The sequence below is a fragment of the Halorubrum sp. B53 genome (assembly GCF_059752395.1).
In genome coordinates this window covers 232,269-258,744 of sequence record NZ_MWTH01000003.1, presented here as the reverse complement: position 1 = coordinate 258,744, position 26,476 = coordinate 232,269, and the positions used below count along the sequence as shown (strand labels likewise).

30 protein-coding genes are annotated in these 26,476 nt (G+C 71.3%); 12 read left to right on the top strand and 18 right to left on the bottom strand.

Features of this window, described 5'->3' with window-relative positions; translation table 11 throughout:
• Together B4V06_RS02670 and B4V06_RS02665 are read left to right on the top strand one after the other, a co-directional pair.
• Positions 1 to 664 (top strand): RNA-guided endonuclease TnpB family protein (locus tag B4V06_RS02670; RefSeq protein WP_498167244.1); only part of this gene is annotated, 664 nt, incomplete at its 5' end.
• 15 nt (positions 665 to 679) lie between these two features.
• Positions 680 to 1,219 carry a hypothetical protein gene (locus B4V06_RS02665; protein ID WP_498167242.1) on the top strand — a complete coding sequence of 180 codons (540 nt, stop codon included), beginning with the start codon at positions 680 to 682 and terminating at the stop codon, positions 1,217 to 1,219.
• Positions 1,220 to 1,288: 69 nt separating this feature from the next.
• Here the strand turns inward: B4V06_RS02665 and B4V06_RS02660 are convergent, their stop codons facing one another.
• From B4V06_RS02660 to tbsP, 9 genes are all read right to left on the bottom strand, one after another.
• Positions 1,289 to 1,618, bottom strand: coding sequence for a transcription factor S (locus B4V06_RS02660; protein WP_123113041.1), 330 nt, complete (start codon positions 1,616 to 1,618; stop codon positions 1,289 to 1,291).
• A 369-nt stretch (positions 1,619 to 1,987) separates the two neighbouring features.
• Positions 1,988 to 3,103 carry a putative sulfate/molybdate transporter gene (locus B4V06_RS02655; RefSeq protein WP_123113042.1) on the bottom strand — a complete coding sequence of 372 codons (1,116 nt, stop codon included), beginning with the start codon at positions 3,101 to 3,103 and terminating at the stop codon, positions 1,988 to 1,990.
• Between the two features lie 90 nt (positions 3,104 to 3,193).
• The gene (locus B4V06_RS02650; RefSeq protein ID WP_498167239.1) at positions 3,194 to 3,886 is read right to left on the bottom strand and encodes a DUF8135 domain-containing protein; all 693 of its coding nucleotides are present in this window, start codon (positions 3,884 to 3,886) and stop codon (positions 3,194 to 3,196) included.
• Positions 3,883 to 4,734 carry a hypothetical protein gene (locus B4V06_RS02645; RefSeq protein WP_498167236.1) on the bottom strand — a complete coding sequence of 284 codons (852 nt, stop codon included), beginning with the start codon at positions 4,732 to 4,734 and terminating at the stop codon, positions 3,883 to 3,885. Before B4V06_RS02645 ends, B4V06_RS02650 begins: the two co-directional genes overlap by 4 nt.
• A 129-nt stretch (positions 4,735 to 4,863) precedes the next feature.
• Positions 4,864 to 5,700, bottom strand: coding sequence for an RAD55 family ATPase (locus B4V06_RS02640; protein WP_498167234.1), 837 nt, complete (start codon positions 5,698 to 5,700; stop codon positions 4,864 to 4,866).
• Positions 5,701 to 5,812: 112 nt separating this feature from the next.
• Positions 5,813 to 6,814 carry a beta-ribofuranosylaminobenzene 5'-phosphate synthase family protein gene (locus B4V06_RS02635; protein ID WP_498167232.1) on the bottom strand — a complete coding sequence of 334 codons (1,002 nt, stop codon included), beginning with the start codon at positions 6,812 to 6,814 and terminating at the stop codon, positions 5,813 to 5,815.
• Positions 6,815 to 7,377: 563 nt separating this feature from the next.
• Positions 7,378 to 7,716 carry a cupin domain-containing protein gene (locus B4V06_RS02630; RefSeq protein ID WP_123113047.1) on the bottom strand — a complete coding sequence of 113 codons (339 nt, stop codon included), beginning with the start codon at positions 7,714 to 7,716 and terminating at the stop codon, positions 7,378 to 7,380.
• A 76-nt stretch (positions 7,717 to 7,792) separates the two neighbouring features.
• Positions 7,793 to 9,484: a YcaO-like family protein gene (locus B4V06_RS02625; protein WP_123113048.1), complete on the bottom strand. Its 1,692-nt coding sequence runs from the start codon at positions 9,482 to 9,484 to the stop codon at positions 7,793 to 7,795.
• A 90-nt stretch (positions 9,485 to 9,574) separates the two neighbouring features.
• Entirely contained in the window at positions 9,575 to 10,381 is an 807-nt protein-coding gene (gene tbsP, locus B4V06_RS02620; protein WP_123113049.1) for a transcriptional regulator TbsP, read from the bottom strand.
• Between the two features lie 224 nt (positions 10,382 to 10,605).
• On the opposite strand from tbsP, the gene glyA reads away from it, so the two are divergent.
• The 4 genes from glyA (at position 10,606) to B4V06_RS02600 (ending at position 14,008) form a co-directional block, all read left to right on the top strand.
• Complete coding sequence (glyA, locus tag B4V06_RS02615) at positions 10,606 to 11,853, top strand: serine hydroxymethyltransferase (protein ID WP_123113050.1); 1,248 nt, start codon at positions 10,606 to 10,608, stop codon at positions 11,851 to 11,853.
• A 92-nt stretch (positions 11,854 to 11,945) separates the two neighbouring features.
• Positions 11,946 to 12,356, top strand: a complete 411-nt coding sequence (locus B4V06_RS02610) for a DUF3054 domain-containing protein (protein WP_123113051.1) — start codon at positions 11,946 to 11,948, stop codon at positions 12,354 to 12,356.
• A gap of 265 nt (positions 12,357 to 12,621) precedes the next feature.
• Positions 12,622 to 12,900, top strand: coding sequence for a DUF8015 family protein (locus B4V06_RS02605; RefSeq protein ID WP_123113052.1), 279 nt, complete (start codon positions 12,622 to 12,624; stop codon positions 12,898 to 12,900).
• Positions 12,901 to 13,009: 109 nt separating this feature from the next.
• Positions 13,010 to 14,008: an ornithine cyclodeaminase family protein gene (locus B4V06_RS02600; RefSeq protein WP_498167226.1), complete on the top strand. Its 999-nt coding sequence runs from the start codon at positions 13,010 to 13,012 to the stop codon at positions 14,006 to 14,008.
• 57 nt (positions 14,009 to 14,065) lie between these two features.
• Here B4V06_RS02600 and B4V06_RS02595 read toward each other — a convergent pair whose 3' ends face one another.
• From B4V06_RS02595 to B4V06_RS02585, 3 genes are all read right to left on the bottom strand, one after another.
• Positions 14,066 to 14,461, bottom strand: coding sequence for a hypothetical protein (locus B4V06_RS02595; RefSeq protein WP_498167224.1), 396 nt, complete (start codon positions 14,459 to 14,461; stop codon positions 14,066 to 14,068).
• Positions 14,462 to 14,539: 78 nt separating this feature from the next.
• Complete coding sequence (locus tag B4V06_RS02590) at positions 14,540 to 15,607, bottom strand: mRNA surveillance protein pelota (RefSeq protein ID WP_123113055.1); 1,068 nt, start codon at positions 15,605 to 15,607, stop codon at positions 14,540 to 14,542.
• A gap of 25 nt (positions 15,608 to 15,632) precedes the next feature.
• Positions 15,633 to 16,763 (bottom strand): DUF4013 domain-containing protein, encoded by a 1,131-nt coding sequence (locus B4V06_RS02585; RefSeq protein WP_123113056.1) that lies wholly within the window; start codon positions 16,761 to 16,763, stop codon positions 15,633 to 15,635.
• A gap of 309 nt (positions 16,764 to 17,072) precedes the next feature.
• On the opposite strand from B4V06_RS02585, the gene B4V06_RS02580 reads away from it, so the two are divergent.
• The 4 genes from B4V06_RS02580 (at position 17,073) to B4V06_RS02565 (ending at position 19,742) form a co-directional block, all read left to right on the top strand.
• Positions 17,073 to 17,534 carry a DUF8159 domain-containing protein gene (locus tag B4V06_RS02580; RefSeq protein WP_123113057.1) on the top strand — a complete coding sequence of 154 codons (462 nt, stop codon included), beginning with the start codon at positions 17,073 to 17,075 and terminating at the stop codon, positions 17,532 to 17,534.
• Positions 17,531 to 18,469 (top strand): alpha/beta hydrolase, encoded by a 939-nt coding sequence (locus B4V06_RS02575; RefSeq protein WP_498167220.1) that lies wholly within the window; start codon positions 17,531 to 17,533, stop codon positions 18,467 to 18,469. The genes B4V06_RS02580 and B4V06_RS02575 overlap by 4 nt, the downstream gene beginning before the upstream one ends.
• A gap of 119 nt (positions 18,470 to 18,588) precedes the next feature.
• Positions 18,589 to 18,900 (top strand): thiamine-binding protein, encoded by a 312-nt coding sequence (locus B4V06_RS02570; protein WP_498167217.1) that lies wholly within the window; start codon positions 18,589 to 18,591, stop codon positions 18,898 to 18,900.
• Between the two features lie 113 nt (positions 18,901 to 19,013).
• Complete coding sequence (locus B4V06_RS02565; protein ID WP_498167214.1) at positions 19,014 to 19,742, top strand: SDR family NAD(P)-dependent oxidoreductase; 729 nt, start codon at positions 19,014 to 19,016, stop codon at positions 19,740 to 19,742.
• Between the two features lie 21 nt (positions 19,743 to 19,763).
• Here B4V06_RS02565 and B4V06_RS02560 read toward each other — a convergent pair whose 3' ends face one another.
• The 5 genes from B4V06_RS02560 to B4V06_RS02540 all read right to left on the bottom strand — a co-directional run bounded on the left by B4V06_RS02560 (position 19,764) and on the right by B4V06_RS02540 (position 24,134).
• Complete coding sequence (locus tag B4V06_RS02560) at positions 19,764 to 20,456, bottom strand: hypothetical protein (RefSeq protein WP_123113061.1); 693 nt, start codon at positions 20,454 to 20,456, stop codon at positions 19,764 to 19,766.
• 115 nt (positions 20,457 to 20,571) lie between these two features.
• Positions 20,572 to 22,080: an RtcB family protein gene (locus B4V06_RS02555; RefSeq protein WP_123113062.1), complete on the bottom strand. Its 1,509-nt coding sequence runs from the start codon at positions 22,078 to 22,080 to the stop codon at positions 20,572 to 20,574.
• 99 nt (positions 22,081 to 22,179) lie between these two features.
• Positions 22,180 to 22,707, bottom strand: coding sequence for a hypothetical protein (locus B4V06_RS02550; RefSeq protein WP_123113063.1), 528 nt, complete (start codon positions 22,705 to 22,707; stop codon positions 22,180 to 22,182).
• Between the two features lie 69 nt (positions 22,708 to 22,776).
• A complete protein-coding gene (locus B4V06_RS02545; protein WP_123113064.1) occupies positions 22,777 to 23,226 on the bottom strand; it encodes an archease in 450 nt (149 codons plus the stop codon).
• On the bottom strand, positions 23,223 to 24,134 hold the full coding sequence (locus tag B4V06_RS02540) for a DUF502 domain-containing protein (RefSeq protein ID WP_123113065.1): 912 nt from the start codon (positions 24,132 to 24,134) through the stop codon (positions 23,223 to 23,225). The genes B4V06_RS02545 and B4V06_RS02540 overlap by 4 nt, the downstream gene beginning before the upstream one ends.
• Positions 24,135 to 24,299: 165 nt before the next feature.
• Here B4V06_RS02540 and B4V06_RS02535 point away from each other — a divergent pair, with 165 nt between their 5' ends.
• Both B4V06_RS02535 and hmgA read left to right on the top strand, forming a co-directional pair.
• Positions 24,300 to 24,773, top strand: coding sequence for a GNAT family N-acetyltransferase (locus B4V06_RS02535; protein ID WP_123113066.1), 474 nt, complete (start codon positions 24,300 to 24,302; stop codon positions 24,771 to 24,773).
• A 79-nt stretch (positions 24,774 to 24,852) separates the two neighbouring features.
• Positions 24,853 to 26,076, top strand: coding sequence for a hydroxymethylglutaryl-CoA reductase (NADPH) (gene hmgA, locus B4V06_RS02530; RefSeq protein ID WP_123113067.1), 1,224 nt, complete (start codon positions 24,853 to 24,855; stop codon positions 26,074 to 26,076).
• Positions 26,077 to 26,146: 70 nt separating this feature from the next.
• On the opposite strand, the gene B4V06_RS02525 is transcribed toward hmgA, so the two are convergent.
• On the bottom strand, positions 26,147 to 26,464 hold the full coding sequence (locus B4V06_RS02525; protein ID WP_498167209.1) for a DUF2250 domain-containing protein: 318 nt from the start codon (positions 26,462 to 26,464) through the stop codon (positions 26,147 to 26,149).
• Between the last annotated feature and the right edge of the window lie 12 nt (positions 26,465 to 26,476).

Here is a 26,476-nt window from a genome sequence, read left to right as displayed (position 1 = left end):
CAACTTCGCCGCCGTCTCGTTCGGCGGTGAAGCGGTGTTGTATCCCGGTGGCGCACTCAAAGAGGACGAATACTACTTCACGAAAAAGAAGGCTAAGTGCGACGATTCCTCGTCTCGTGTGGCCACCCGACTTGACCGCAAGCGGAGGGGTCGTCGGACACACTTCTTGCACGCGCTCTCGAAAGCGATTGTCGAGGAGTGCATCGAACGAGATGTCGGGACTCTTGTCGTTGGCGACCTCGGCGGGATCCGAGAGGGCGACGAGAACGGCGAGTCTCGGAATTGGGGCGACCACGGCAATCTCGACTTGCACGGGTGGGCGTTCGACCGCTTCGCGACGCTACTCGACTACAAGGCGGAAGCCGAGGGCATCGACGTGGAGTTGGTGTCGGAACGCGATACGTCGAAGTCGTGTTCAGCATGTGGTCACACGGACGATAACCAACGGGTCAAACGTGGGTTGTACGTCTGTGAGGCGTGCGATACGGTTGCGAACGCAGACGTAAACGGTGCGGAGAACATTCGACAAAAGGTACTCCCGAGTCTCGCCACGGATGGCGGCGATAGGGATAACGGCTGGTTGGCACAGCCAGCGGTTCACCTGTTCGACCGTAGTGAGGGCCGTTTCGCCCCACGAGAACAGGTCGTGAACCGCGAACCATAATATCCCAACTCAGCGGTGCGGTGCCGTGGGATTCCCGCGTCTTCAGGCGCGGGAGGATGTCAACTGGAGTGTTACTACCGCTTGCAGGAGCGCTACACCGTTGACGAGCAGATTTTCTTTCTGGTGATTCTGCGGTATCCGGATTGTTTCACCGTGAATCTCAGTTTCCTCACCGGCGATATCAGCGAGGACGCGGTTCGGTACGAGTCCTCGACGCTCGCGGAGGCGGACCTCACAGACAGCGATCAGGGACAGTACTACGCGGACAGCCAGTACTCGCAGCACAAGGCCGCGGAGTACCTCCGGGAGAACGTCGATTGCATTCGCGAAGCGTTCGCGGATCCGGACGCGACGCCGATCGAGGAGCGACAGTACGGGGGGTTCGTCCACCTCACGGGGAGGCGGGGACCGACGTTCGCGGAGGTGCTCGACTCCCTCTCACCGGACCCGGATCGGTTCGAGGACGAGGCTTCGACGCCCGGTATCGTTCCGGAAGGGCCGGAGGCCGAACGAGCGAAGCGGGACCTCCTCACCGACAGCGAGGTGGTACTCTGAGGTGGTTCCCCGGTTCCCGGCGACCGGTCGTTTCGGGGGAACCGCGTGGCGGGCCGCCGATCGGTCCGATCAGTTGTACCCGCGCCAGCGACGGCCGCACTCCTTGCATTTAAAAAAGCGCGTCGGGGGCTCGTCGGCGGCGCCGGTCTGTTTGATCGTGTACCACGCCTCGCCGTGGCCGCACTCGTCGCAGACCACGTCGGTCGCGGTCGGCTTCCCCTCGAAGTTCGCGCCCTCCTCGGTCTCGATCACCTCGTCGCCGGTCTGTTCCGCGGTCGACTCGAACTCCGCCGCGAGCGACTCGTCGCGCTCGGCGGTGCCGCCGCAGTCGTCGTTCTGACACACCATCTCGCCGTCGACGGAGACCATCATCGAACCGCAGTCGTCACAGAACTGCATATATAGGTGGCGTACGGGACAGAGCGGTTTAGCTTCCGTGACTGCGCTCGAGACAGGTATGCGTATTCTGGTCGTTTATGCGTGGTCGGCGACATCGCGGTGAACACCTCCAAAGCCCCAGCCGCGACGACTCGCGCGGCTCGGCGCGCTCCTCGCTCGGTCGCTTCGCTCCCTCGCTGCGGTGCTACCGTCGCCGTGCTTCGTCCTCGCGGCTGCCCCTTTGAGTCCCACCCTCCGCAACCGCACCGCACCTCACGCCTCCCCAGCCTCGTCAGTCGCCTCCGCTTCGCTCCGGCGACTGACTCCCTCGCACGCGCTCCTCGCGCCCTGCGGGCGCTCGGAGGCGCGCGCCGCTACACCGCCGTCTATTTATAAACCGCCGTCGGTGTCGCCGATCCGCTCCCACGCCAGATGCGCGACGATCCCGAGCAGGAACGCGGCGCCGAGGTTCGTCGCCAGCGCGACGAGGCCGATAGCGACCGAGAGCGCGACGTTCTCGGAGTCGAGCGCGTTGCGCGCGAGCGAGACGGCGACGATCGCGAGCAGCGCGCCGAGCATCGCCAGCGGGAACGCGCCGAGGAGTGCGGGGGTCGCGAACGGGACGGCGAGGAGGTAGCCGGCGCCGAGGACGACGTTCGCGCCGCCGGTGCGCGCGCCGAACGCGTGCTTCCCGGCGACGCCGTCGCAGCCGTGACACATCGGGATCCCGCCGAGCGGCACCGCGAGCAGGTTCGTCGCGCCCATGCTCGCCGACAGCTCGTCGGCCGTCACGTCGGCGTCGAACAGGTCGGCGAACAGCAGGGAGGTCGCGAGCGCGGCGTTCCCGATCGTCATCGCGAGCTGGGCGGCCACGCCGTCCGCCGCGCGCCGGGTGACCGCCGCCGAGAGCGCCGACAGCGACGGGGTCGGCGGCGCCCCGGGCCACTGCGGCGCCGGGACGTCCGCGACGACGACGGCGATCGCGACGCCCGCGACCGCCACCGCGAGCGCGCTCGCCGTCCGATACCCGGCGAGGGCCGCGAGGGCGGCGATCGCCACCCCGAGCGCCGCGAGGACCGGGTCGCCGAGCGCGAGGTCGACCCCGGTCTCCAAGAGGATCAGCCCGACCGCGAACTGCACGCCGCGTATCACCGGCTCGCCGATCCAGCGCTCGACTCGCGCGAGCGTGCCGGAGAGCCCGATCGCGAGGAGGAGGACGCCGAGGATCAGCCCGGCGAGCGCGAGCTCGGCGTACGTCAGGGCGCCGGCGATCGCCAGCGCCGCCAGCGCCTTCATCGGCTCGACGGACACGGGCAGCCCGTACCGGACTCCCCAGACGATCTGGAAGACCCCGAACCCGGCGAGCGCGTGCGGCAGCGACACGCCCGTCAGGAGCGACAGCGCGACGACGAGCGGGATAACCGTAATCGAATCCCCTATCGCCCCGGTGAGCGCTCCCGGACCGAACTCGATCCCGCGCCGTCGCGTTGCGTCGACGATACCCACCGTAGGGACGATCTGTCCCGGGGACGCTTGAGGCTGTTCAGAAACCGGCCACGGTCCCGATCGGACGGAGCGTAACGAAAATAGATCCCGTCAGCCGTCAGCGTCGAACGTCGGGTTCTCCTCGGAGACCATCGGGCAGTTCCGGACGCGGAACTCGTCGAAGCCGACCGCCTCGACGATGGTCGTCCCCTCGTGGGTGCACGCGGCCTCGGGCGGCGAGGTGAAGTGCGGGCACTGCTGGCAGTACGTCCGCTTGGAGACGACGTGCTCCGTGTCGCGCCCGCCGGGGACGGACGTCGCCCCGCCGATCCCGGCGGCGCCGAACGCGTCGGCCGCGTCGGCGTCGAGCGACTCCCAGACGTCCTCCTCGGTCGGGCCGTCGACGTCCATCTGCTCGAACGCGTCGTCGAGGGCGTCCATCTCGTCGTCCCAGTCGCCCGGATCGCCCCGACCCGCGGCGTCGTCCGAAGGGCCCTCGCGCCCGGCGTCGGGGAACCCGAGCTCGTCGAAGGGATCGCCACGTCCCGCGTCGGACGCGTGGCCGGGTAGAGACGACTCGGATCCGTCGGCGGCGTGGGCTCCCGCGTCCGCGTCGGATCCCGACTCAGCCCCTCCGGTGTCGCGCTCGTCGACGCCCGCACCGAGCTCGGCGAAGGGGTCGTCGATCTCGGCCGCGGGGTCGTCAAGAGAGTCGAGCTCCTCGTCAGAATTCGGATCGCGATTCGAGTCGAGGTTCGGGTCGGAGCCCGTGTCGCGCCGCGGATCGCCCTCGTCGTCGCTCATCGATCTCCCCCGGCGTCGCGGGTGCTCACGCCGCCGTCTCGCCCGTCGTCGACGTCGCCCTCGAGGGCCGGCTGCTCCCCGGCGACGAGCCGCGAGGTGCCGAGGAAGCCGGGGTTCGGTTCCAGCTCGCCGAACTCTCGCCCGCAGTGCGGGCACTCGGGCTCCGTCAACAGCCCGACGTCGACGGTCTCGCCGCAGTCGGTGCAGGCCGCCTTCCGCACGCCGTTTCGGTTCGCGGTCGCCGCGAGGGCGTCGAGACGCTCTCGGTCGGCGCGGTCCCGCTCGGCCGCCTCCAGCCGGCGCCGGACCCTGACGACCGCGCCCGCGACCCGGGAGAGCTTGTCGTCGAGGTCGTCGGTGTCGATCGCATCCACGCGCGCCTCCAGTTCGGCGAGGTCCGCCGTCCGCGACTCGATGTCGGCGAGCCGGTCGTCGAGGTCGCCGACGCGCTCCTCGACCGCCTCGTCGACGGTCGAACGCGACACCGCGTCCGCCTCGAGCTCGTCGAGTCGCTCTGAGACCCGGTCGAGGTCGGCCGCGAGCGCGTCCATCCGCTCCGCCGTCTCGGCGTGGGCGTGGTCGGCCGGCGCCTTCGCCTCCAGGTCGCGGTAGAGCTCGACGAAGCGCTCGCGGAGGTCAGCCACCTTCTCGTCGACGTCGGCGTCGAGCTCGTCGAGCCGCGACTCGAGCGCCGCCACCTCCTCGGCGTCCGGGACGTCGATGTCCTCCCCCTCCGCGAGGGTGACGATCGCGCGCTTCAGCAGCTCCTCGCGGCCGACGCCGGCCTCGTCGGCGGCGGCCTCGATCGCGGCGTCGACCGTCCCGTCGGTCGGATCGAGGTCGCTCATCGCGGGTCCCCCGTCATCTACACTCCGTTTAGGGAGGAGACTTAAGTAATCTGTCGCGTCATTCTCCGGATCGATACTCGGCGGACGGAATCGGCCGAGTGCGGTCGCCACCAGCCGGGTCGATCCCGCTCACCGGATCTTCCGCACGTCGCTGATGTCGAAGCCGCCCTCGTGAATCTCGGTCTCGAACCGGACGATGTTCTCCTCCTCCAGCCGGGAGAGGACGCCGCGGAACTCGCGGACGAACATGGTCCGGGCGCGCTGGGAGCCGCCGCTCTCCCAGGTGAACTGGAGGGTCCCGCCCGCGGCGTCCATCAGGGCGCCGAACTCCGCGTCGGTGATCGAGTCGGTGTTCACCAACACGAGGATGAGCCCGCCCCACTGGTAGGCGGCCTTCTTTAACCCCTTCATCACCATCGCCACGTCGCTCCACTCCGTGTCCTCGTCGACCATCGAGAGGAGGTCGGTGACGGAGTCGATACAGACTAAGCTCCCGTCGGCGTTCGCCGAGAGGTAGTCGCCGAACGCCGTGAGCACGTCCTCGTACTCGCCGCGGTCGCCGAGCTCCGTGATCGACGCCGTCTCCTCCTCGTACCAGTCGCGGGGGATGGGGCTCAGCTGGAAGAACTCCGGCGAGAGGTCCCGGAAGGCGATCTCGTCGATCGCGGCGTCGACGATCTCGTCGGCCATCGTGTACCCCATCTCGCGGGTGAGCGCGTCCGTGTCGGCGGTAAAGGAGAGGTAGTGGATCTCTTCGGGGAGTTCGGCGTCCGCGGGGAGGCCGCCGTAGTAGAGGTCGAACAGCTCCTCGTCCGCGCGCCCGAGGGCGTTCATCGCCGCGCTCGTGTACAGGAACTCGCGCGCGCCCGCTCCGGACTCGCCGGCGAGCAGCACGACGTTGCCCGGCGGCGCGCCGCCGCCGAGGATCGAGTCGAGGCGGGCGACGCCGAACGGAACGCTCGTCATGTCCCGTACGGGGGCGCCGCACCGCTTAGTGTTGTTGCTCGTGTGGGTGCGGAAAGCGCGCGGCGGCCGACCGACTCGCCGGCGGCCGACCCGCCAACAGCCGACCGACCCGCTACTCCGTCACCCGCGCCCCGCCGTCCGCCGCGCGGACGACCGCGACCGATCCCGACACGCCCGCCTCGTCCAGCGCGCGCTCGCCCGCGGTCGCCGCGGCGTCGGCGTTCGCGGCGTCGGTGACGCCGTACACGGTCGGGCCCCAGGAGGACTGCCCCGCGCCGAACACCGCCGCGGCGTCGGACAGCGACGCCACCACGTCGCCGACGGGCGGGCGGTAGACGCCCCCCTGCTCGTCGGCGTACCACGCGCCGTTGAGCCGGCCGATCTCCGCGACCGCGGCGCCGAACCGCTCGGCGTTTCCGGTCGCGATCGCGGGGAGCACCCGCCGCGTGACGATCCCGCCGATGCGGTCGGCGATCCCGGGCTCGGCGCGCTCGACCGCGGTCCGCATCGCGTCGTCCTCCGCGTCCCCGTTCCGGCCGGGGTCGGCGTCGGGGCGCACGAGCAGGAAGCGCCAGTCCTCGGGCACGTCGTGGCGGGCCGCCACCGGCGGGACGGTCCACTCGCCGTCCGCGGGGCGGTCGGTCGTGAACCTGGCGGTCGGGTGACCGGCGTCGAGGACGAACCCGCCCGCTTCGAAGGTCGCGACGCCGACGCCGGAGCGCCCCCCGCGGCCGAGCGCCGGGGCGCGCTCGCGGACGCGGGGCGCCTCGCCGTGGGCGGTCGCGACCGCCGCGAGCGTCGCGGCGGCCAGTTGGGTGCCGCTCCCGAGCCCGGCGTGGCGCGGCAGCGACTCGCGGACGGTGACGCGCGCGCCGTCGACGCCGAGCAGGTCGGCGGCGGTGCGGACGTACTCGCGGACATCGTCGCGGATAGCGGGGTCGGTGGCGGGGTCGTCGTCGGTCGTCCGGACGGTCACCGACTCGGCCGGCTCCGCGTCGACGACGACGCGGGGCTCCGCGAGGCCGAGCCCGAGGGCTCCGTACAGCCGTTCGTGCGAGAGGCTGAGGTTACAGAAGCCGAAGTGGAGCCGGGGGCCGGCGCTCGCGCGTGCCATTACGATGTAGCCAGTTAGGGGTCGATTGATAAAGGGTGCGTGACAGTGGCGTGCGTTGCCTCCGATCGTGTTGGTTGGTCTGTGAACGACGCGGGCGGGGCGACGATCGACTCCAAAGTCCCAACCGCTCGTTTATAAGTAGTTGAGTGCGGATCGGCGGTGACCACCTCCAAAGCCCAGTCGATTACTTATAAACAGTTGAGTGCGGATCGGCGGTGACCACCTCCAAAGCCCCAGCCGCTCGGCGATACGTGACTGGTCTCTTTGCGGTGACCACCTCCAAAGCCCCAGCCGCGAGGGGCGCGCACGCTCGCTGCGCTCCTCGCTCGTTCGCTTCGCTCACTCACTGCGGTGCTTGCTTCGCCTCCGCGCCCCTCGCGGCTGCCCCTTTGAGTCCAACCCACCGCAACCGCACCGCGCCTCATACCTCCCCAGCCTCGTCGGTCGCCCTCCGCGTTGCTCCGGGCGACCGACTCCCTCGCGCGCGCTGCTCGCGGCCGATGGGCCGCTCGCAGGCGCGCGCCACCGCACCGCCTATTCGTTTATAAATAGTCGCGTCGCGCTTAGTCCCGCCAGTCCGGGTTCGCGCGCGGCGGCGAGAAGATGTCGTACCCCACGACCGTCTCGTCGCCGTCGTTGCGCGCGGCGTGCGGCTCGCCGCCGGGGAGGACGTACGTGTCGCCGGCCTCGACGACCAGCTCCTCGCCGTCGACGACGAAGGTGAGCGCCCCCTCGGTGACCACGCCGATCTGCTCGTGGTGGTGGTCGTGTTCCGGCACCTCGGCCCCGGGATCGATGACGAACCGCTGGATGCTGGTGTCCTCGCCGACCGCGCCCTGCGTGAGGAACACGTCGTCGACCGCCTCGGCCGCCTCGACGTCCGCGTCGGATACGACGTCCATGGGAGAGCCGGCGGCCGGCAGCGACTTAAATAGGGCGGGTGGGGCGGCCAGCGAGCGGGAGGGGGGAGACGGGCGACTACGGGAACGGGTGGTACGCCTTCTCCAGCTCGGGCTCGAACCCCATCGACCGCGGCACGTCGCGGGCGCGGTCGCCGAAGAACGGCTCGCCGGTGAACAGCGGCTGCGCGCCGGGGACGAGCACGCGGACCGCCTCGAACCCCATCCCGGCGAGGTCCCGGGTCGTGATCCGGGCGACGTACGGCTCCAGCCCGACGGTCTCGACGCGGTCGACGACGGCCTCCAGCTCGTCGGTCCCCGAGAGCGCCGGCTCGCCGAGCGCGTCGGCGGGGACGCTCGCGTCCGGGTCGAAGAACGCCCGCGTCTCGTCGGGGAAGTCGGCGTGGTGACCGATCGCGGCGCCCTCCTCGGCCGCGGCGTCCGGCCCCATCGACCGGAGCTCCGTCCAGTTCTGGAGCGCCTCCGCGAGCGCGCTCCGGGCCGCGGCGACCGGGTCGAGGTCGGCGCCCGAACCGGCCGCGAACCGCGGCCAGTCGCCGTCGCGGTGGACGCCGACGGCGACGACGGGTACGTCGACGTCGGTCGTCACGAGCAGCGGCGTCACCGACAGCGACTCGGCCCGCGCGCGCTTCTCCAGTTCGGCGAACGTCGAGTCATCGAGTTCCAGCCCGAGCGGCTCCGTCGTCGAGTACCAGCTCGTCATCGTCGCGTCGCGCTCGACGGCCTCGTACAGCCCCGACAGCGCGGCCTCCGGCCCGGAGTTCCCGAGCCCGAGCCCGGTGGTGATCGCGGGCCGGTACCGGCGCTCCGACGGGGGGAAGCCGACGAACTCCGCCGGGAGGCTCGCGGGCTCGCCGGTTGCGAGCTCCTCGCCGGTCGCCCACGCGAGCGCCTCGTCGCGGTCGTACGCCTCGGCGTCGTCGGGGCGCACGAACGCGTCGGGAGTCACCGGGTTCGGGACGTTCGCGGCCGGTGCCCGCGTGAACGACGCCTCGCGGTAGACCCCCGCCGCGTACCGCTCTAACCCCTCGCCGAGCGCCTTCATGAACGCCGCGTCCCAGCCGGCGTCGACGCCGCCGCCGAACTCGGCGGCCCGGACGTCCGAGAAGGGCGTGGTGTCGGCGACGCGCGCGACGTAGTACGGCACCGGGAACGACTCCCGCTCGCCGACCTCCGAGAGCGCGCCGATCCGGGCGTCCACCGCTCGCTCGGCGCGGTCGATCGACTCGTCGAGCGGGCGCTCCGCGTGCTCCCGCGGGAGCGCGTCGCCGGGGGCGTCGCCGCAGTCGCAGCCGGGGACCGGGAGCAGGCTGCGCTCCGCGCCCGGCACCTCGACGACCGTGTCGGCGACTGAGTCGCCCGCGAGCAGCCGGATGACGCGGCGCCCGGCGAGCGCACCGGCGTAGCGCACCGCCGACCGGCGGCCCTGCGGGGCGTCCGCCGGCTCCGCGCCGCCGCTCGCGACCCGCGTCCGAAGGCAGTCGTAGCAGGCCTCGTCGAAGACGGTCACCGCGGCGTCGACCTCGTCGAGCGGGACCCCGCCGAGGCCGCCGACCTCGATCCCCACCCAGCGGTCGAGGGCGTCGTTCGCGGCCGCGAACGCCGACGAGCCGGCGGTGTCGGCCACGACCGCGAGGTCGAATCCGTCCAGCAGCCCCGGCTCGACCGGCATCACGTTCACGTCGACGTCCCCGAGCGCGGCCGAGACGGCGTCGACCGCGGGGCCCTCGCCGACAAGTCCGATGTCCATATCCCGTTCGACGCGAGGGAGCGGAAAAAAGCCGCGGGTCGCGGTGTCGGAGGCGGAGACGGCGCGACGATTCGGCCAAACGGCGCCGATTCAATCCATCAGCTCGCTCGCGACACCGGCGAGCTCCTCGGCGTCGACGCCGTGGAGCCGGTCGTCACCGAGCTTGAGCCGGAGCCGGGGGCGACCGACGTCGATCGGGACCTTCTCCGTGTCGATGATTCCGAGATCCTCCAGCCGGGTTTTCGTCCGGGAGAACGTCGCCTTCGAGGCGATCCCGACGTCCTCGCCCCACTTCGAGATGTCGTAGAGGAGCACGTCGTTCTTCGCGGCGACGAGCAGCGAGACGGTCACCTCGTCGAGCGCGGCGTCCGCCGACTCCATCGAGGCGAGCACGGCGTCGAAGTCGTCGCGGGCGGCCTCGCCGATCTCGGCCGCCATCGTCTCGCGGACGCGGCTGAGCGCCGGGGTCCGGAGCCCGTACTCCTCGGCCGACTCGAAGGCGTCGCGGTGCGTCGCGAACACCTCGTCGACGAAGTCGTCCTCCTCGGTCGAGAGCGCGGCGACGTGCTCGCCCGCGCTCACGAGAACGACGACCCGCGAGGGAGAGACGAACAGCGCGTTGTCCACCTCGGTCGAGAGCACGCGGAGCCCGAGCGACCCGTCGGCGACGAGGTCGGCCGCCTTCGACGCGACGAGGAAGTCGTCTGTCACGTCCTTCAGCGTGCGTTCGTCCGCCAGCATCGACAGCGTCGGCAGGTCGTCGCGGCCGGTTGCCGCCTCGACGAGCGATACGATCGTCTCCGCGGACGGGTCGACGACGAGGAGCTCCTCGTCGGCGCCGGCGAACGCCGTATCGAGGACGTTCTCGACGTCCGTCTCCAGTAAATTCGATACCATCTATCTCCTCGGATAAAAGCCAGATATCTATTTAATATTAACGGGATTCAGGAAGGGAACAACGGGTTTTCAGCCGCCGAGACCTCCGAAAATGCCGGATTCGAGGTTCGAACCGAAAACGGCGGGAACGACGCGTCGTTGCGAGTGGCGGACGCGACGGGAGACCAGCGTGTGGGCGACGCCGTGACGGAAGGATTAATGCGCGATCGCACCCGCCTTCGTACATGGACAACGAGCACGTCCGGGAGGTCGACCCGGCGGTCGCCGACGCGCTGGCCGGCGAGCGCGACAGACAGGAGCAGACGCTCGCGATGATCGCCAGCGAGAACCACGTTAGCGAGGCGGTGCTGGAGGCGCAGGGGAGCGTCCTCACGAACAAGTACGCGGAGGGGTACCCGGGCGCGCGGTACTACGCGGGCTGCGAGTACGCCGACGAGGTCGAGGAGCTCGCGATCGAGCGCGCCAAGGAGCTGTGGGGCGCCGAACACGTCAACGTCCAGCCGCACTCCGGGACGCAGGCGAACCAGGCGGTGTACTACGCGGTGTTGGAGCCCGGCGACAAGATCCTCTCGCTGGACCTGACCCACGGCGGCCACCTCTCGCACGGCCACCCCGCGAACTTCACCGGGCAGATCTACGAGGTCGAGCAGTACGAGGTCGACCCCGAGACGGGGTACATCGACTACGAGGGCCTCCGCGAGACGGCCGAGGAGTTCGAGCCGGACATCATCGTCTCCGGCTACTCCGCGTACCCGCGGACCGTCGACTGGGAGGCGATCCAGGCCGCCGCCGACGCGGTCGACGCCTACCACCTCGCCGACATCGCCCACATCACCGGGCTCGTCGCGGCGGGCGTCCACCCGTCGCCGGTCGGCGTCGCCGACTTCGTCACCGGCTCGACCCACAAGACGATCCGCGCCGGGCGCGGCGGGATCGTACTGTGCGACGAGGAGTACGCCGACGACATCGACAAGGCGGTGTTCCCCGGCGGGCAGGGCGGCCCCCTCATGCACAACGTCGCCGGCAAGGCGGTGGGGTTCAAGGAGGCGCTCGAGCCCGAGTTCGAGGCGTACGCGCAGCAGGTCGTCGACAACGCCGAGGTCCTCGCCGAGACGCTTCAGGGGCACGGGCTCTCCCTGGTCTCCGGCGGCACCGACAACCACCTCGTGTTGGCCGACCTCCGCGACTCGCACCCGGACCTGCCGGGCGGCGACGCGGAGGACGCGCTCGCGGCCGCGAACATCGTGCTCAACGGGAACACCGTGCCGGGCGAGACGCGGTCGCCGTTCAATCCCTCGGGGATCCGCGCAGGGACGGCCGGGCTCACGACCCGCGGGTTCGACGAGGCGGCGATCGAGGAGGTCGGCGATCTCATCTACCGCGTCGTCGACGACGTCGACAGCGACGAGGTCATCTACGAGGTCGGCGAGCGCGTCGTCGAGCTCTGCGAGGCGCACCCGCTGTACGAGTAGGCGATGCTCGTTGGCGCGGCGACGCTCGCCGGCGCGGCGACCGCCCGACCGAATCCGTGCGTACAAAGTAGGGGCGCCCCAGACTGGTCGACATGGCCGACTCGTCGTTCCTCTCGAATCGCCTCGACCGCGCCGCCGCGCCGCTCCTGGTCGGCGACCTGCTCGCGCTGATCGTCATGCTGACTATCGGGACGCTGAACCACACCTCGGTCGAGTTCCTCACGGCGAACCCGCTGTACCTGCCCGGCGTCTACGCGCCGTTCCTGATCGCCTGGGCCCTGATCGCGCCGGTCGTCGGCGCGTACTCCGCCGGCGCCGCGGAGACGGCGAAGTCGTCGGTGCCGCTGGCGATCCGGTCGTGGATCCCGGCGGCCGTCGTCGGACTCGGGCTCCGCGCGTTCGTCTTCCGCGGCGGCGCCGAACTGAGCTTCGCCGTCGTCATGCTCGTGGCGGGGTCGGCGTTCCTCGGCGGCTGGCGCGCCCTGTACTTCAGGCTCCGATAACAACCCGCGCCGGCGCCTCGACCGTCGTTGGCTGACCCGTTGCGTTGGCTGACCCGTTCCCCGCGCTGCTTTTCTGCCCCGATTCCGCCGCGTCTCCGACGGCCTCGTCCGGCCCGAGAGCCGCCGCAGCGGCGGTCCACTGGCTCGCGTTGACCGCGATGATAGTCCATATAACTTATGAACAACTTCGAAATGATCATTTGAGGTGCCACGGAGAACCCTGATAAAGTTTTAATAGTGATTTTGTCATAGTTTACAGCGAAGCATGACTGGGTACTACGACTACGTCCTTGGGCTCATTCCGGCTGCGTTGATCGGTGTGACCGCCTTCCTCAACCTGGTCGGACTGTCGTTGACGGCCGCGCTACCCGGGGGCGCCCTCGTCGCGGGCGCCATCGTGGCCCACGCGATGTTCGTCCGGAACCCAGTCACCGACGTTCGCGGGCGGACCGATCGGTCCCGCGACGGCTCCGTCGGGGAGTCGATCGACCGCGCGGTCGACCGGTCGCAGAGCGGGCGGTCGCGAGCCGGCGGCTCCGACTGACGCGCCCGGAGAGGCCGACGCCGGTCGACGCGCCGACCGCCGGCAGCTCGCGCCGCGTCGCGTTCCGGTTCCCTGCACGGTTTAGTCCCCGGCGCCCGACCGGTCGGGTATGACCGAGACGCTGTTTCTCACGAGCGCCGACGTCGACGACCTCGCCGAGCCGGCCGACTACGTCGCCGCCGTGCGCGACGCGTACCGCCAGATCGGCGAGGGCGCGCCCGCGGAACCGCGGACGAAGCTGTACAACCGCGACCCGCCGGGCATGCTGACGACCTACGCCGCGCTGCTGCCGGAGACGGGCGCGATGGGCGGCTACACCTACTCCGCGGGGTTCGGCGCGGGCGACGCGTGGTTCATGACCCCGCTGTTCGACGCCGAGTCGGGCGAGCCGCTCGCGGTGCTCGACGGCGCGTCGATGAACCCGTTTAAGACGGGCGCCGCGGGGGCGACCGCGGTCGACGCGCTCGCTCGCGAGGACGCAACGGAGGTCGCCGTGATCGGGAGCGGCGCGCAGGCCCGCGGCCAGCTCGCGACGACCGCGACCGTGCGCGACTTCGAGGCCGTCCGGGTGTTCTCGCCGACGGCCGAGCACCGCGAGGCGTTCGCGGACGAGTTCGACGACCGGATCGAGCCCGACATCTCGGCGGTCCCGAGCGCGAGCGCGGCGGTCGCCGGCGCCGACGTGGTGATCACCGCGACGAACGCGAGCGACCCGGTCGTCGACGACGCGGACGTCGAGCCCGGCACCCACGTCACGTCGATGGGGCAGTACCACCCGGAGAAGAACGAGCTCCCGCCGGAGCTTGTCGCCCGGTCGACGTACGTCCCCGACATCCGCGAGCGGGCGGCGCAGGACGCGGGCTCGTTCCTCGCCGCGGTCGAGGCGGGGCTCGTCGGCGAGGACCACGTCGCGGCCGACCTCGGCGAGGTCGTCGCCGGCGGGCATCCCGGCCGGACGAGCGAGGAGGAAATCACGGTCTTCGACTCCGGCGGGACCGGGATCGAGACGGTCGCGGCCGCGCATATGCTTTATAAACGGGCGAGCGAAAGGGGGCGGGGGCAGCCGATCGATTTCGCGCCCGCAAGCGAGGCGCTCACGGGGAGATAGGAACGAACCGACGACTCGACGGCGACCGTCGGTGGTCAGATCGCCGGCGGGCGGCGGTCACCACCTCCGCGTCAGGGTCCCGGATGAATCGATATCGAACGCCAAACCGCCATCCTCGCCCTCGTCGCCCGGATAGTAGTGGACGTGGTCTTGGTCCGTCAGACCGCTGTTGTCCTCGTAGAGGCCGTACTCGACGAGGTACGGCCGCCGTTCGGCGACGTCTTCGCGGACGGCCTGACCGTCCGGCTCGACGTCGATCGTCCCGGAGAACGCCCTGGCGTCGCTTCTGGAGGTGGCGTCCGTCCGGGAGATCGTCACCTCGACCGTGTACGGGCTCTCGGAGTGATTGAAGACGGTCAGGGAGAGCGTCGGGGAATCGGAGACCAATCCGGAGCAGCCGGCGAGGCCCGCGCAGAGGGGAACCGCGCCCCGGAGGAGGGAACGCCGTTTCATGGGTCGACTCTCCTCACGATAGGTAAGTGTTTTCGGGAGCGACGAACCGCGGGGGAGCGGGTCCGTCGCTTGGACTCGCTACTCCAGCCGATAGCGCAGGATCGCGGCGATCCCGCCGAGGTTCGAGAGCTGCTCGCCGGGCGCGAACTCCGAGGAGAAGACGACCACGTCGCCGCCCTGCCGCTCGACCGACTCGATCACCTCGTTGACGTCGATCGACCAGTCGCCCTCTTGCTGTCGCTCCGTGCGGAGCCGGTCGTCGACCACCAGCAGGGTCTCGATCGCGCCGAACTCGGCGGCCTCGGCCACGTCCTCGGGGCCGTACGTCGCCTTCGCGCCCTGCGCGATGTTCTCGGTCAGCTCGTCGATCAGGTTCGCCTCCTTCGAGATCCGCGTCTCCTTTTGCACCTCGTCGACCGCGCCGCGCTTCAGGACCTCGTGGACCCCCCGGTCGCCCGCGGCCGAGGTGTCGACAGTGGTGATCCGGTCGGGGAGGTCGCGGTACTCCTCCTCGATGTAGTCGCGCGCGTCTTGCTTCGTGAACCCCGGGCCGGCGAGGATCACGGCGTCGGCGTCGAGGTGCGCCAGCGCCTCGCCGAGCTCGGCGAACAGCTCCTCGCGGGGGCGGGAGTACTCGCCCTTCCCGGTCGGCTTCGTGAACGAGGCGTACTCCTCGGTGCCGTACTGCTGGACCGTGTGGACGTAGGCGGCGCCCTCCTCGACGGTCGCGATGGCGACGTCGGGGTTCTCGGCGGCCTCCGTCGCCTCCTCCAGCCGCTCCGTCTGGTCCGGTTTGAAGTGCTTCTCGACCGTGATCTCGTCGTGCTCCTCGACGTTGAGCGTGTGGTGGGCGTTGAGCTGGTCCTCGCGGGAGCAGCCGACGATCACGCCCGAGACGCGGAGCCGGTTGGCGAACCGGGCGAACTCCACGTCGTCGACCTCCAGCGTGACGAACAGGTGCTCGCGCTGGCCGCCGGTGTCCCGCATCTGATCGTCGTTCCGCTGGATCCGGCGGGTGGTGTCGCCCTCGACGAGGTCCCCGGGTTCGAGGACGTGCGCGAGGTGCCAGAGGTCGTCGACGTTCTCGGGGACGAGGGTGAGCCGCTCCCGGCCCTCCTCGCCGTAGCCCCGGTCGGAGATGCGCATGCCCGACCGTTCGCCCGCGCTCGTATCAACTCTTGTCTTCCGGGTCGACGCCGACGCCCCACTGGAAGCCGCCGTCGACATCGCGGTCGGCGGGGTCGGCGTCGACCTCGTCGTCGCCGTCGAGGTCGCGTTCTGCGTTCCACTCGAAGCCGCCCGCGTCGCCGGTGTCCCCGGGATCGAACGGAACCGTCCGGCCGGTCTGTACCGTCGCTGGCGGCTCACGCGGCGAGCGCCGGAACCCGCCGTCGAGGCGGTCCGGAGCCGGCCCGGACCGACCCGGGGGTGACTCGGATCGACCCAGAGCCGGTTCGGACCGGTCCGAAGGCGAGCCGTGGACCCGCTTTCCCGTCGCCGGCGACGCCCCGAGGTCGGTCGACGCGGTCGGCTCCGCGCCGCCGAACTCGATCGTTTCCGCGGTGCCGCGGCCGTAGAGGGCGTGCGCGATGACCCGGACGACGAAGACGAACGCGACGCCGACGACGAGCGGGACGAACGGCGCGGCGAGCGCGTACCCCGCACCGAGCGTCGCGACCGCGACGGCCCACGCGGTCGCGTACGTACCCGCCCCGGCGACGGCGGCGACCCGCCCCGGTCGGAGGGCGTCGCGGAGCCGGCCGGACGCGGCGAACGCGGCCAGCGCGGCCGGCCGGACGTACGCGAACGCGAGGAGGTACCCCGCGGTGACGACGGTCAGGAGCCCGGCCCCGGCGGCGACGACGGCGGGGACGCCGCTCCCTCCGAGCGCGCGCTCGACGAGTCCGACCGCGGGAGCGAGGTCGACGGAGCCGGTTCCGACGGCGACGCCCGCGAGGGCGACGCCCGCGAACAGCAGCGCCAGCGGCGCGAGGAGCAGCGCGCTCAGCAGGGCCGACTTGAGCCCGTCGCGGTACAGCTCGTTCCACGCGACGAAGGGGGGCGCGCCGTCGCGGTTCCCGGTCGCGCCCGCGCCGGCGACGACGCGGACGAGGTACCCGCGACGGACGAACGCCGGCGCGAGCGCGAGCGGCGCGAGGATGACGAGCGGGGGGAACGCGACGACGCTGCCGACCCAGACCGGCGTGATCACCCACGTCAGCAGGGTCAGGAGGCCGCCGACGACGAGGACGCCGACGGCGTCGGCGGATCGCGACAGCGCCGACGACGCACCCCGGAGCATACCGGATCCTGTTCCGCGACGGTGATAAAGGATGCCCGGTCGGGGGGACAGGGTCGTGGCGGTCGGGGACTCGGAGCGGGGAGAATCCGAGCCACGGGCTCCCGAACGGCCGCCTCCCGAGCGTTTATATGATTTCGGGGAGTACGACCAGTTGGCCGCGCGGGACAATCGTGTGCCTCTGACAACTCCGACCGACCGCCCTCTGCGGCGGTCACCCCCGTCCGCGGCTTTCGACGGACCGATACGTTCTCACCCGTCGAGCGACGCCCACGCCGGTAGCGATTTATTCCGCCCGGTCGACCGTCCCGTATGACCGGCGACGAGCAGACGGCCGACGTGGAGCCGGCGCTCCGCAGCTACGGGATCAGCGTCGAGGAGATCGACGGCGGCGGCCCCCTGAACCTCACGTACATGACGGCGTTTCCCGGGCGCGAGGTGCACCGCGGCGAGATCGGGCGCGCGCTCAACGCGCTCATCGACCGCGCCGAGGCGGACGAGTGGGACCCCGTCCGGGTCGAGGCGACCGTCGTCCGCTCGCCCGGCGACGTCCTCGGGACGTGGCGCGCCGAGGCGGAGTGGTTCGAGGCGCTGGCCGCGTACGAGATCTCGGAGACGGAGTTCTCGACGCGCGTGCTGGAGACGCTGACGCACGCCGACGGAAGTGCCGAGCCCGAAGACGGGGGCGCTGACCCCGATACCGGGGACGCGGAGCCCGACGACGGCGGGCCCGCCCGGGGCGACGACCGAGCAGCTTCCGAGGACCGAGCGTGACCCGTCGGAACCCGGTGAACCGCGCGCAGCGGCGACTCGACCGGCCGCCTCGCGAGCGGTTTGCCACGCGGGCGCTCGCGTTCGAGGTCGACGGCGACACCTGTCGGGGGACACTCTACCTCCCGGGCGGCGACGCCGCCGATCCGCCGGTGGTCGTGATGGCGCCCGGCCTCGGCGCGGAGCGGAGCTTCGGCTATCCGGCCGTCGCGGAGCGGTTCGCCGACGCCGGCTACGCCGCGTTCCTGTTCGACTACCGCGAGTTCGGCGCCTCCGACGGCGACTCGCAGGCGGTCCACCCCGCGGACCAGCGCGCCGACTACGCGGCCGCGATCGACCGCGTCCGCCGCGTCGACGCCGTTGGCCGCGACCTCGTCCTCTGGGGCGCGTCGCTGTCGGCGGCGCACGTCCTCACGCTCGCCGCGGAGCGCCGCGATGTCGACGCCGCGATCGGCGCCGTCCCGATGCTCGACGGCCGGGCGATCGCCCGGCGTCGCGGTGCCAAGTACCTCGCGCGCTCCGGAGCGGCCGGGCTCCGCGATCTGATCGGGCATCGGTTCGGTCGGGGGCGGACCGTCCCGATCGTCGGCGGCACCGAGGAGCTCGCGGCGATCACGGAGCCGGGGACGAAGCGGAAGTACCTCGATCTGGTCGACCGCGACTCGACGTGGCGTAACGAGACGCCGGCGCGGTCGCTGCTGCGCGTCGCGAACTACCGGCCGGTCGACCGGCTCGGCGAGATCCGGGCGCCGACCCTCCTTCTGGCGGGGACCGACGACGCCATCGTCGACAGCGAGGCGGTCGTCGACGCGGGCGAGGCGCTCTCTCGCGGGACCGTCGTCACCATGCCCGCGGACCATTTCTCCCCGTTCGGCGAGGACTTCGAGCCGGCGGTGGGGCATCAGCTCTCGTTCCTGCGGGACGCCCTCGACCGGTAGCGGACACCGGGAGAGTGGACGCCCTCGACCGGTAGCGGACACCGGGAGAGTGGACGCCCTCGACCGGTAGCTGACACCGCTCGGCCGTTTTTAAATAACGTCGGTGCGAATCCTCGGCCATGACCACAGTCGCGCTGCTGAGCGTCGCACCGGTGATCGAGGGGAGCATGGCCGGGGAGGTCGCGAAGGCCGTCGCCGCGCTCGACGAGTTCGACGTGAGCTACGAGACGAACCCGATGGGCACCGTGATCGAGGCCGACGACGCCGAGACGGTGTTCGCCGCCGCCGCGGCCGCCCACGCCGCCGTCGACGGCGACCGGGTCTCGACGGTGCTGAAGATCGACGACAAGCGGGCCGCGGCGACGACCGCCGACCGAAAGGTGGAGGCCGTCGAGGAGGAGCTCGGGCGGGAGGCGAAGCGGGAGCGCTGACTGGAGCCGGGGCAGGAGCGCTGACGGGACCTCGGGTCCGACCGCGGCCGAGCAGTGTTCGGAACCGACGTGGTATTCGTTAGTGGTATTAGTTAGTAATCACACGGGCGGGTATGGCGATACTGGTCACCGGAAGCAGTCGCGGCATCGGACGAGCGGTCGCGGTCGAGCTCGCGGAGCGCGACGTCGTCGTCAACTACCGGTCGGACGAGGCCGCCGCGGCGGAGACGGCAGATCGGATCCGCGAGGCCGGCGGCGACGCCGTCACCGTGCGGGCCGACGTCTCTGAGTCCGCGGCGGTAGATCGGCTGGTCGAGCGGGCGGTCAACGCGTTCGACTCGCTCGACGCGGTCGTCAACAACGCCGGGATCACGCGGCCGAACCGACTGGAGGAGACGACCGACGCGGAGTGGGAGTCGGTGATCGACACCAACCTCTCGGGGGCGTTCCGCGTCACCCGCGCGGCGGCCCCGCACCTCCGGGAGAGCGGCGGCAACGTCGTCTTCCTCTCCAGCGTCGGTGGCACGCTCGGGACGGTCGACGCGAGCTACGCCGCGAGCAAGGCCGGGCTCCACGGGCTGACGCGCGCGCTCGCCCGAGAGCTCGGTCCGGACGGCGTGCAGGTCAACGCCGTCGCGCCCGGCCCCGTCGAGACCGACCTCAACGACGTCATCCTCGACTACCTCGAGGGGATCGAGTTTCACGGCCACGAGAACGTCGACACGCACCTCCCCGAGTACGCCTGCGAACCCGCGGACGTCGCCGACTCCGTCCGGTACCTGATCGACAACGAGTACGTCCACGGAGAGGTGCTCGAGGTCGACGGCGGGATGCACCTCTGAGCGGGCCGGAGACGGTCCGCCCTACGTCGCGTCCACGTCCACCTCGCCGCCCGCGGTCGCGTCGCCGGCGGGGTTCTCGACCGTCACGTCGACCGTCGTCGTGCGCACGACGGTGGCCTCGTCGCCGCCGCCGGCGACGTCGGCGCGGAACACGACGTCAAGGGTCGTCGTCGCGGTCTCGCCGCCGGCGAGGTCCGGATCGCCGAGCGACTCGCTCGTCACCGCGTCGCCGCGGGCGGTCGCGTCGGCGCGCTCGAACCGTGCCGTGAGGCCGCCGTCGACCGCCGAGAAGTCGGGCGCCGTCTCGTCCGGGTTCCCGTCGGCGGCTGCTCCCACCGCCGCGACGTCGCCGGGCGTCGCGTCCGGGTCGGACGCGGTCAGCGTCTCCCGGTACACCTCGTCGACGCCGGCGTCGCTCCCGACCGCGAGCACGAGCGTCACGCGCTCGACGCCGTCGGAGAAGTCGGTCCATGAGATGTCGAGGACGGGCGAGAGGTAGACCGACTCGATCCGGCCGTCGTTGCTGGTGACGGTCGGCGCGTCGCCCGCCTCGAAGGCGGCGGGGTCCCCCTCGACCGCGGCCGCCGGCTCGCTCGACGCCGTGAGGGCGCCGAGCCCGGCGAGGCCCCCGCCGGCGACGGCGGCGACGCCGCCGAGCAGGGATCGTCTGGAGACCGCGTCGGACGAGCTACCGTTCCGCGAGTGGTCGCGCATCTCGGTGCGACGTGGCCGCGGCATCCGGGATAAGCACTCGGGGGCGGAAAGCGCTCGCGTGGGGAGGAGGTCGGCGTGGAGAGGAGGTCGGCGCCGGAGAGGCGAGCGACCGCCGCTATCCCTTAATATTGCAGACGGGGAACGTCCGCGCCACCTTGTCGCCGATTCCCAGTTCGTCGCTGACGCGGATCACCTCGTCGATGTCCTTGTAGACGCCGGGGGCCTCCTCGGCGATGGTCGCGCCCGACTGCGCCTTCACGTAGATCTGCTGGCCGTCCTCGAGGTCGTCCTGCACGTCGCCGCCCCAGAACTCCTGTTTCGCCTGCGTCCGGCTCATCAGCCGACCGGCGCCGTGGGCGGTCGAACCGAACGACACCGACAGCGACTCCGCCCCGCCGCGGAGCACGTACGAGCCCGCGCCCATGCTCCCGGGGATGATCACGGGCTGGCCGACGTCGCGGTACGTCGCGGGCACGTCCTCGTGGCCCGCGGGGAACGCGCGGGTGGCACCCTTGCGGTGGACGTACAGCTCCCGCTCGGCGCGGTCCACGGCCTCGTCGCCGACCGCGGGGCGCCCGTCGGCGTCGACGCCGACCTCGTGGGTCTCCTTCTTCGCGATGTTGTGCGCCACGTCGTACAGCAGCTCCATCCCGAGGTCCTCGATCGGATCGGCGTCGAACACCTCACCGAACGTCTCGCGGGCCTGGTGGGTGATCAGCTGGCGGTTCACCCACGCGAAGTTGATGCACGCGCCCATCGCGCCGTAGTACTCGTCGGCCAGCTCCGAGCCGGCGGGCGCGGCCGCGAGCTCCTTGTCCGGCAGCGAGTCGAGGAGGTCGCCGTGCTCCTTCTCGATCCGTCGCAGGTAGTCGTTGCAGGTCTGGTGGCCGAGCCCGCGGCTCCCGCAGTGGATCAGGACGACGATCCCGTCCTCCTCGAGTCCGTACGCCTCGGCGACCTCGGGCAGGAACACGTCGGTGACGCGCTGGACCTCGAGGAAGTGGTTCCCCGAGCCGAGCGAGCCCATCTGGTTGCGCCCGCGGTCCATCGCCTTCTGGGAGACGTACTCCGGCCGCGCGTCGGGCCGGCGCCCCTCGTCCTCGCAGCGCGCGAGGTCGCTCTCGATCCCGTATCCCTCCTCGACCGCCCACTCGACGCCGCGCTCTAAGGCGCCCTCGATCGCGTCGGCGTCGCCGTCGATCACGCCGCCGCCGCCGAGCCCGGAGGGGACCGCCTCGAAGAGCGCGTCGACGAGTTCGGACTCGCGGCCTTTTATATCATTATATTTTAGATTTGTTTTTATCATTCTTACGCCGCAATTTATGTCGTAGCCGACCGCTCCGGGCGAAATACAGCCAGTACGGGCGTCGATGGCTCCGACGCCGCCGACGGGGAAGCCGTACCCCTGGTGGCCGTCGGGCATGCAGATCGCGGGCTCGACCATTCCGGGGAGGTGCGTCGCGTTCTTCAGCTGCTGGAGCGAGTCGTCGTCGCCGATCTCCTCCAGTAGCGACTCGCTGGCGAGCACCCGCGCGGGGACGTTCATCTCGCCCTCGCGGGGGATCTCCCAGACGTGGTCGCGCACCTTCTCCAGTCGGATCCCGTCGAACTCGCGCGTGGTCATACCCGGGCTTCGGCGCGGGGGGGCAAGGGCGTTGCGAGAGGCGGCCGGCCGTCGCGAGTCGTTCGCGGCCGTCGCCGGACGCTCGCGGCCGCCGCCGCTCTACCGGTCGACCGGGTCGAACGGCAGCCAGCCGATCGCGCCCTCGGCGAGGGTGAGCGCGGCGAAGACGCGACCGAGCACGAGGCCGTAGATCAGATGCGCGACGGCGATCACGGCGCCGAACTCGAAGCTCGCCGTGAGCCCCGGGACCGGCAGCGTCGGGACCGGTAGCGACGTCGCCCCCTCCAGCGCGATCGCGGCCGGCAACAGCAGCCCGCCCGTGATCACCCCGAGCAGCGCCGAGTGGACGACACCGAGCGAGAGGCAGCCCCCGACGTCGGCGCGCAGGTCGTCGAAGAACGAGCGGTCGAAGACCGCGACGAACAGGGCCCCGAAGAGGGCGCTGTTGAACAGGTGGACCGCCCAGCCGGCGAGGACCGTCTCGACGCCGACGAGCGCGCCGATAGTCGGCATGAGTCCCAACGCTCCGTGCAACACGACGCCCATCGCCACGCCGGCGACGAGGCCGCCGAGCGCGCCCGCGCGCCAGCGCCGGTCCTCCCGTTCCGCGTCGTTCGTCTGTGCCATACGGTAACAACGAACTCGATCCGGATAATCGTTTTCACGGATCGGCGCGTACCGGGGTTCTATTCCCACTCACACGTCGAAGACGACGTACGCGTACCACCCGTCGTCGCGCCGGTCGAGGGACATCTCGGAGTAGGTGACGGCCTTGATCTCGCGGGCCGCCACGTCGTCGAGGGGGACACCTCGGGCCGTCGCCTCGACGGTCCACGCCTCGGAGTCGTCCGGCCCTCCGTCTCCGTCGATCGGCGGGTCCTCCGGGCCGGAGACCGCGCACCGGTGGTCGGCGGGGAGGACGAGCCGCACGTCGCGCTCGTAGATCAGCCGGTCGAGGTAGTCGAACAGCAGCGCCTCGCGGCCCTCGGCGGTCACGGTGAGCCCGAACCGGTCGCCGCTCTCCGGGACGGTCTCGCAGCTCGCGGCGGTGAGCCCGTCGGCGACCGACTCGAACAGCGCAGCGAGGGTCGGCGCGGTCGCCTCGACCGCCACGTCGGCGGTGTGGTCGCGGAGCTCGAAGCTCACGGCCTGCCACCCGGATCCGTGTCGTCCGCGTTCCGCTCGCCGCTCGACTCGTCGTCCGGCGCGATCCGCTCACCGCCTCGGTTGGCGTGGCCGGGGCGGCCGGTGCGGTCGTCGTCCGGGCGATCCTCGGCGGCCGAGCGCTTCTCGGCGCCTGAGCGCTTCCCGGCGTCCGACGTCGGGGAGTGGTACGAGCCGATCCGTCCGTCGGGGCCGGCGTCGCGGACCTGCGTCGGCGACACGCCGTCGGTCTCGGCCGCGGCGCGTTCGAGCGCGACGCCGCTCGTCACCAGCGCCCGGATCCCCTCCTCGACGCTCAGGCCGACGTCGACGATCCGGCGCTCGGGGACGAACAGGACGTGCCCGCCCATCACCGGGTTCGGCGCCATCGGCATGAACAGCGTCCGCATCTCGCCGCCGTCGGCGGGGCGGGCGACCGCGTCCGGCGTCTCGCTCGTGACGAACGCGAGGGTGTAGACGTCCTCTGTCGGGAACTCGACCAGAACAACCTCCTGGAAGTTCCCGCCGTCCGACTCCAGCATGGCGTCGCTCATCTGCCGGAACCCCTGGTAGACGGAGCCGACGCCCGGGACCTGCTCGATCGCGTAGTCGGCGTAGTCGACCGCGAGCTCGCCGTACCGCGTCGACTCGACGGCGGCACCGATGAGGAGGATCGACCCGACGAACACGAGCGGCGTCGCGACCTCGATGGCGACCTCGCGCCCGACCGGGAGCGTCGACTCCGGCAACAGCGGGACGATCGCCGTGGAGAATGCGTCGAGGTAGTTGTAAACGGCGTTGAACGCGAACCCCAGCACCGCGAGGGTGATGACGGACGGGACGATAACGGCGACGCCGGTTAGGAGCGCGCGTCTGAGACGCCCTCTGTCCGGCGGCGACTCGGCGGCCATTATCGGCACAACGGCCGAGCCGACCAAAACGCTTCCGTCGTCGAAAGCGGCGTGGGCGCGCCCGGAGGGGAGAAACGGTTCGACCGCGACTCCCCCGGATGGTCCGACCGCAACCCTCCCCGGTGGCGGTGGAGTTATATTCCGCTGGCGTGTTACCCTCCTTTAGTGAGCGTCAACGTGGAGAAACGGACGGATCCGCCCGGAGAGTCCGACCACGCCGCGGCGGCGTGGGAACTCAAGGAGCGGATTCAGGCCGAGGAGGGCGTCCTCCGACAGCGCCGCGGCTTCTTCACCGACGCCTACCGCCGCTCCACGACGCACCTGCTCGTCGAGAACGACGCGCTCGTCGCGTTCGCCTCGGTCCGCCGCGACGGGTACATCCTCTTCCTCGCCGTCCACCCCGACCACCGGGGACGCGGCCACGCGGAGCGGCTCATCGCCGACGTCGCCGGCGAGTACCGGTCCGTCACCTGTCACGCCCGAACGACGAACGAGCGGGCGCTGGGCTTCTACGAGCACCTCGGCTTCGAGGTCGTCCGGCGGATCGACAACTACTACGAGGACGGCGGCGACGCCTACTACCTCAAGCTCGGCGGCGAGTCGCTCCGCGAGCGGCTCTCCGGGATCGTCGGGCGGTAGGCGGTCCGGCCGAGGCCCCTCTCGCCGTCGCCCCCGCGGAATCGACAACCATTAGCACGCGCCGCGAGGAGACGCGGGCATGACCGACGCCACCCCCGCGTCGCTCGCGGAGCGCGTCCGCGACGGCGAGATCCGGTTCCACGAGCTCGAAGATCACGCCGACGCCGACACCGCCGCGGCGGCCCGCCGACGCCTCGTGAGCGAGACCGCGGACGCCGACGTCGACGTCCTCGGCGAGTACGCGTTCGACGCCGCCGACGCGCACGGGTCGAACATCGAGAACATGATCGGCGCCGTGCAGGTGCCGCTCGGCGTCGCCGGCCCGATCTCGGTCGACGGCGGCGCGTTCGCCGGCGATCGGTACCTCCCGCTGGCGACCACGGAGGGCGCGCTGGTCGCCTCGATCAACCGCGGCTGCTCCGTGGTGAACGACGCCGGCGGGGCGACCGCGCGGGTGACGAAGAGCGGGATGACCCGCGCGCCGGTGTTTCGGGTCACCGACGTCGCCGAGGCGGAGGCGCTCGTCGCGTGGGTCCGCGACAGCGAGGACGCGCTGCGCGAGGCCGCGGAGTCGACGACGAGTCACGGCGAGCTGCTCGACGTGACGCCGTACGTCGTCGGCAACAACGTCTTCCTGCGGTTCCGCTACGACACGAAGGACGCGATGGGGATGAACATGGCCACCATCGCGACGCGGGAGGCCTGCGACGCCATCGAGGCGGAGACGGACGCCTCGCTCGTGGCGCTCTCCGGGAACCTCTGCTCCGACAAGAAGCCCGCCGCGATCAACGCGGTCGAGGGGCGCGGCCGCTCCGTGAGCGCCGACGTCGAGATCCCGCGCGAGGTCGTCGAGGAGCGGCTCCACACGACCCCCGAGGCGATCGCCGAGATCAACACCCGGAAGAACCTCGTCGGCTCGGCGAAGGCGGGCGGCCTCGGCTTCAACGCCCACGTCGCCAACGCGGTCGCCGCGATGTTCCTCGCGACCGGGCAGGACGAGGCGCAGGTCGTCGAGGGCGCGAACGCGATCACGACCGCGGAGGCGACGCCCGACGGCGACCTTTACTGCTCCGTGTCGCTGGCGAGCCTCGAAGTCGGGACCGTCGGCGGCGGGACGAAGCTCCCGACGCAGGCCGCCGGGCTCGACGTGCTCGGCGTCCGCGGCGGCGGCGACCCCGCCGGCAGCAACGGCGACGCGCTCGCGGAGGCGATCGCGGTCGGCGCGCTCGCGGGCGAGCTCTCGCTGCTCGCCGCGCTCGGCTCTCGACACCTCTCCTCGGCGCACGCGGACCTCGGACGGTAGGTCGGCGACACACGCGGACCTCGGGCGGTGGGTCGAGGGCGGCGCACGCCGTCTCCTTATAAGAGAACGCTCAGTCGGACCACGCCGCGCAGTCGTCGCGGAGCGCGTCGCGGCCGGCGTCGGTGATCCGGTACACCGCCTCGCCGGTGACCCGCTCCGCGAGCCCCGCCGCGTCGAGCGCGTCCAGCCGCGACTCGACGTGGTCGAGGTACAGCCCCGTGTTGCTCGCGACGAACGCGGGATAGTCGGTCCCGGCGTCGGCGAGGTACGCGAGCACCCGCTCGTCGGTCCGTGTGAGCGAGGGGCCCGGGCCGTCCGGGTCGCCGTCGCCCTCCTCGGCCGGCGCGTCCCTCTCCGAGCCGGCGGGCGGTGCGTCTGACGCTGGCATCCTACGTGTGTT